A 3,897-nucleotide genomic window follows, 5' to 3' on the forward strand; every position below is an offset into this window, starting at 1 on the left:
TGCCTTCGCGTTCTACTTCCACCTTGCGAACGCCGCCGAGCAGCTGCACCGCGTGCGCGAGCTCGGGCAGCGACCCGAGGATGAGGGCTGGCTCGCCGCGGCCGTGCGCGACATCGCCGAGCAGGCCGGGCCGGGCGTGCTGCAGGACGTCGCCGACGCGCTCGACGTGCGGCCCGTCTTCACGGCGCACCCCACCGAGGCCTCGCGCCGCTCCGTACTCGACAAGCTCCACGCGATCTCGAACATCCTCTCCATCCCGTCCGCGGACGGCACGACGCTGCGCCGACGCCAGGACCGCCACCTCGCCGAGATCATCGACCAGATGTGGCAGACGGACGAGCTCCGGCAGGTGCGTCCGAGCCCCGTGGACGAGGCCCGGAATGCGGTCTACTACCTCGGGCAGATCCTCGCGGGGCCGCTCCCCGAGGTGCTCGACGACCTCGCGGGCCTGCTCGCCGAGCACGGCGTGAAGCTGCCCGCGAGCACGTCGCCGCTGCGCTTCGGCTCGTGGATCGGCGGCGACCGCGACGGGAACCCCAACGTCACGCCCGAGGTCACGCGCGAGATCCTTGGCCTCCAGGGCCAGCAGGCCGTGCGGATCGCGGTGCAGCTCGTCGACGAGCTCATCAGCATGCTCTCGAACTCGACGGCGCTCGCGGGCGTTGAGCAGGAGCTCCTCGACTCGATCGGGACCGACCTCGCGAAGCTGCCCGGCCTCGACCGGCGCGTCCTCGAGCTCAACGCGCAGGAGCCGTACCGGCTCAAGCTCACGTGCATCAAGGCGAAGCTGCTCAACACGGGCCGCCGCATCGCCGCGGGCACGGCCCACGAGCCGGGCCGCGACTACGCCGCGACCTCGCAGCTCGCCGAGGACCTCGCCGTGCTCGAGCGCTCCCTCCGCGAGCACGCGGCCCAGCTGGCGGCCGACGGCGTGCTGGCCACCGCGCGCCGCGTCGTCGCCTCGTTCGGGCTCCACCTCGCGACGGTCGACATCCGCGAGCACGCCGACTACCACCACGAGGCGGTCGGCCTCCTGCTCGACCCGCTCGGCGAACTCTCCCGCCCGTACCTCGAGCTGCCGCGCGCCGAACGCCGCCGCGTGCTCGCCCTCGAGCTCGGGAGCCGCCGGCCGCTCTCGGGACACCCGGTCGAGCTGCCTGGCCACGCGGCCCGCGTGTACGAGACGATGCGCGTGATCCGCCAGGCCCGCCGCGTGTATGGGCCGGACGTCATCGAGACGTACATCGTGTCCATGACCCGCGGCGCGGACGACGTCCTCGCCCCCGCGCTCCTCGCCCGGGAGGCCGGTCTCGTGCGGCTGTACGGGGAGGCGCCGTACGCGCATATCGGCTTCGCGCCGCTCCTCGAGACGGTCGAGGAGCTCCGTGCCTCGGCCGAGATTATCGATCAGCTGCTTTCCGAGCCCGCGTACCGCGAGATCGTGCGGCTGCGCGGCGACGTCCAGGAAGTCATGCTCGGCTATTCGGACTCCAACAAGGAGTCCGGCGTCCTCACGAGCCAGTGGGAGATCCACAAGACGCAGCGCAAGCTGCGCGACGTGGCCGCGCGGCACGGCGTGCGGCTGCGCCTGTTCCACGGGCGCGGCGGCTCGGTGGGCCGCGGCGGCGGCCCGACGTATGAGGCGATCATGGCGCAGCCGAACGGCGTGCTCGAGGGCGAGATCAAGTTCACCGAGCAGGGCGAGGTCATCAGCGACAAGTACTCGCTGCCAGAGCTCGCGCGGGAGAACCTCGAACTCTCCCTCGCCGCCGTCATGCGCGGCACGGCGCTGCACCGCGCGCCGCGCACCACGGACGACGAGCGCGAGCGCTACGCCGAGCTCATGGACCTCATCTCCGACGCCGCGTTCGCGCGGTACCGGAAGCTCATCGACGATCCCGACCTGCCCGCGTACTTCGTGGCCTCGACCCCGGTCGAGCAGCTCGGCCAGCTCAACATCGGCTCGCGCCCGTCCAAGCGGCCCGACTCCGGCGCGGGCCTCGAGGGCCTGCGCGCGATCCCGTGGGTGTTCGGCTGGACGCAGTCGCGGCAGATCATTCCGGGCTGGTTCGGCGTGGGCTCGGGCCTGCGGGCCGCGCGCGAGGCCGGGAAGGACGCGGAGCTGCGCGAGCTGCAGGAGCGGTGGCCGTTCTTCCGCTCGGTCATCTCCAACGTCGAGATGACGATCGCCAAGACGGACCTCGACATCGCCTCGCATTACGTCTCGAGCCTCGTGCCGGTCGAGCTGCACCGCATCTTCGAGGCGATCCGTGCCGAGTACGAGCTCACAGTCATCGAGATCCAGCGGCTCACGGGGGAGTCCGAGCTCCTCGACGCCTCCCCGACGCTCAAGCGCACGCTCGAGATCCGGGACCAGTACCTCGACCCGATCAGCTACCTCCAGGTCGAGCTCCTGCGCCGCATCCGCGAAGCGAGCATCACGGGCGCCGAGGTCGACGAACGCCTCCAGCGCGCGCTGCTCATCACGATCAATGGCGTCGCGGCGGGCCTCCGCAACACGGGCTGACCTCGGCCGTCTGGCCTCTTGCTGTCCCCTTCGGCCGCGGTCAAGCTGGAGATGGCGGACTGGTGTAGGCGGACCGTAGCGGGCGGTCCGCATCATCAGCCCGCCCCGAGCGTTTGACGGGAGAGGGAGGGCAGTCATGTCTGACCTGACGAAGTGGTTCGACCAGCGGCGGAGCCCGTTCGAGCTCCTCGACCGGCTCTTCCAGGGCGAGGCTTCGGGCGCGGAGATCAGGGTCGAGCAGGTGATCGACGGCGAGGCGCTCGTGGTCCGCGCCGAACTGCCGGGCATCGACCCCGATCGGGACGTCGACGTGAGCATCTCGGAGGGTTCCCTGCGCATCAAGGCCCGGCGCGAGGAGAAGATCGAATACAAGGAACGCGGCAGCTATCGCTCCGAATTCCGCTACGGTTCGTTCTCGCGCTCGCTGCCGATGCCGGAGGGCACCACGCAGGACGACGTCACCGCGACGTACAAGGATGGCGTCCTCGAGGTTCGGGTTCCGATCCCGCCGCAGGCCGCGCCTCCGCCCCAATCGACCAAAATCAACGTCACTCGCGCTTGATTTCTGTCCGACGGTGCTGACAGCGGCAGGGGGCGTTGGCATACTGGGCACCGGGAGGACATGTGGAAGCCCTCGGCGACGGAGACAAAGGATCGATCTTCCCCGATTCGGCCGCGAGCCGGATCGAGGACCTATTACGCCAATTCGTGGGTCGCGCCCACGAGCTGCTCGAGACCCAGGAACGCATGCGGGGACTGCTCTCCGCGGTGGTCTCCCTCGCGGAGGACCTTGATCTCGAGGCCGTTCTGGACCGCGTGGTGACCTCTGCGCGGGAGCTGGTGCGCGCGAAATACGCCGCGCTCGGCGTCCTCGCGCCCGAGGGCACGGCGCTGAGCCACTTCGTGACGGTCGGGATGTCGGACGAGCTCACGCTCGAGATCGGCCCGCGGCCCACGGGGCTCGGCGTGCTCGGACTGCTCATTCGGGATCCGCACGCGATCCGGCTCCACGACCTCGGCACCCACCCAGACTCGGCCGGCTTCCCCCAGCACCATCCGCCCATGAAGACGTTCCTCGGCGTTCCGATCAGGGTGCGCGACGAGGTCTTCGGGAACCTCTACCTGACCGAGAAGATCGACGGCGAGGACTTCAACGCCGAGGACGAGGACCTTGTCGTCGCGCTCGCGGCCGCCGCCGGCGTCGCGATCGAGAACGCGCGGCTCTTCGACGACACCGCGCGCCGGCAGCGTTGGCTCGAGTCGAGCATGGAGGTCGCGGGCGCGCTCCTCGACGTCGACGATCTGGACTTCGGCGTCGAGGGAGTCGCCGAGCGCGCCCTCGCGCTTTCGCGCGCCCACCTCGCCGCGAT

Annotated in this window: 3 protein-coding genes; all 3 read left to right on the plus strand. The window is 70.4% G+C overall.

Going from position 1 to position 3,897, the window contains the following annotated elements:
* A partial coding sequence (gene ppc, locus ACLN58_RS19135; RefSeq protein WP_415856826.1) for a phosphoenolpyruvate carboxylase occupies positions 1–2,527 on the plus strand: 2,527 nt, incomplete at its 5' end.
* Positions 2,528–2,663: 136 nt separating this feature from the next.
* Positions 2,664–3,089: an Hsp20/alpha crystallin family protein gene (locus ACLN58_RS19140; RefSeq protein ID WP_415856827.1), complete on the plus strand. Its 426-nt coding sequence runs from the start codon at positions 2,664–2,666 to the stop codon at positions 3,087–3,089.
* A 62-nt stretch (positions 3,090–3,151) separates the two neighbouring features.
* The coding region (locus tag ACLN58_RS19145) for a GAF domain-containing protein (RefSeq protein ID WP_415856828.1) at positions 3,152–3,897 on the plus strand (746 nt) is incomplete at its 3' end.

The organism is Sinomonas sp. G460-2 (assembly GCF_047759905.1).
GTDB lineage: Bacteria > Actinomycetota > Actinomycetes > Actinomycetales > Micrococcaceae > Sinomonas.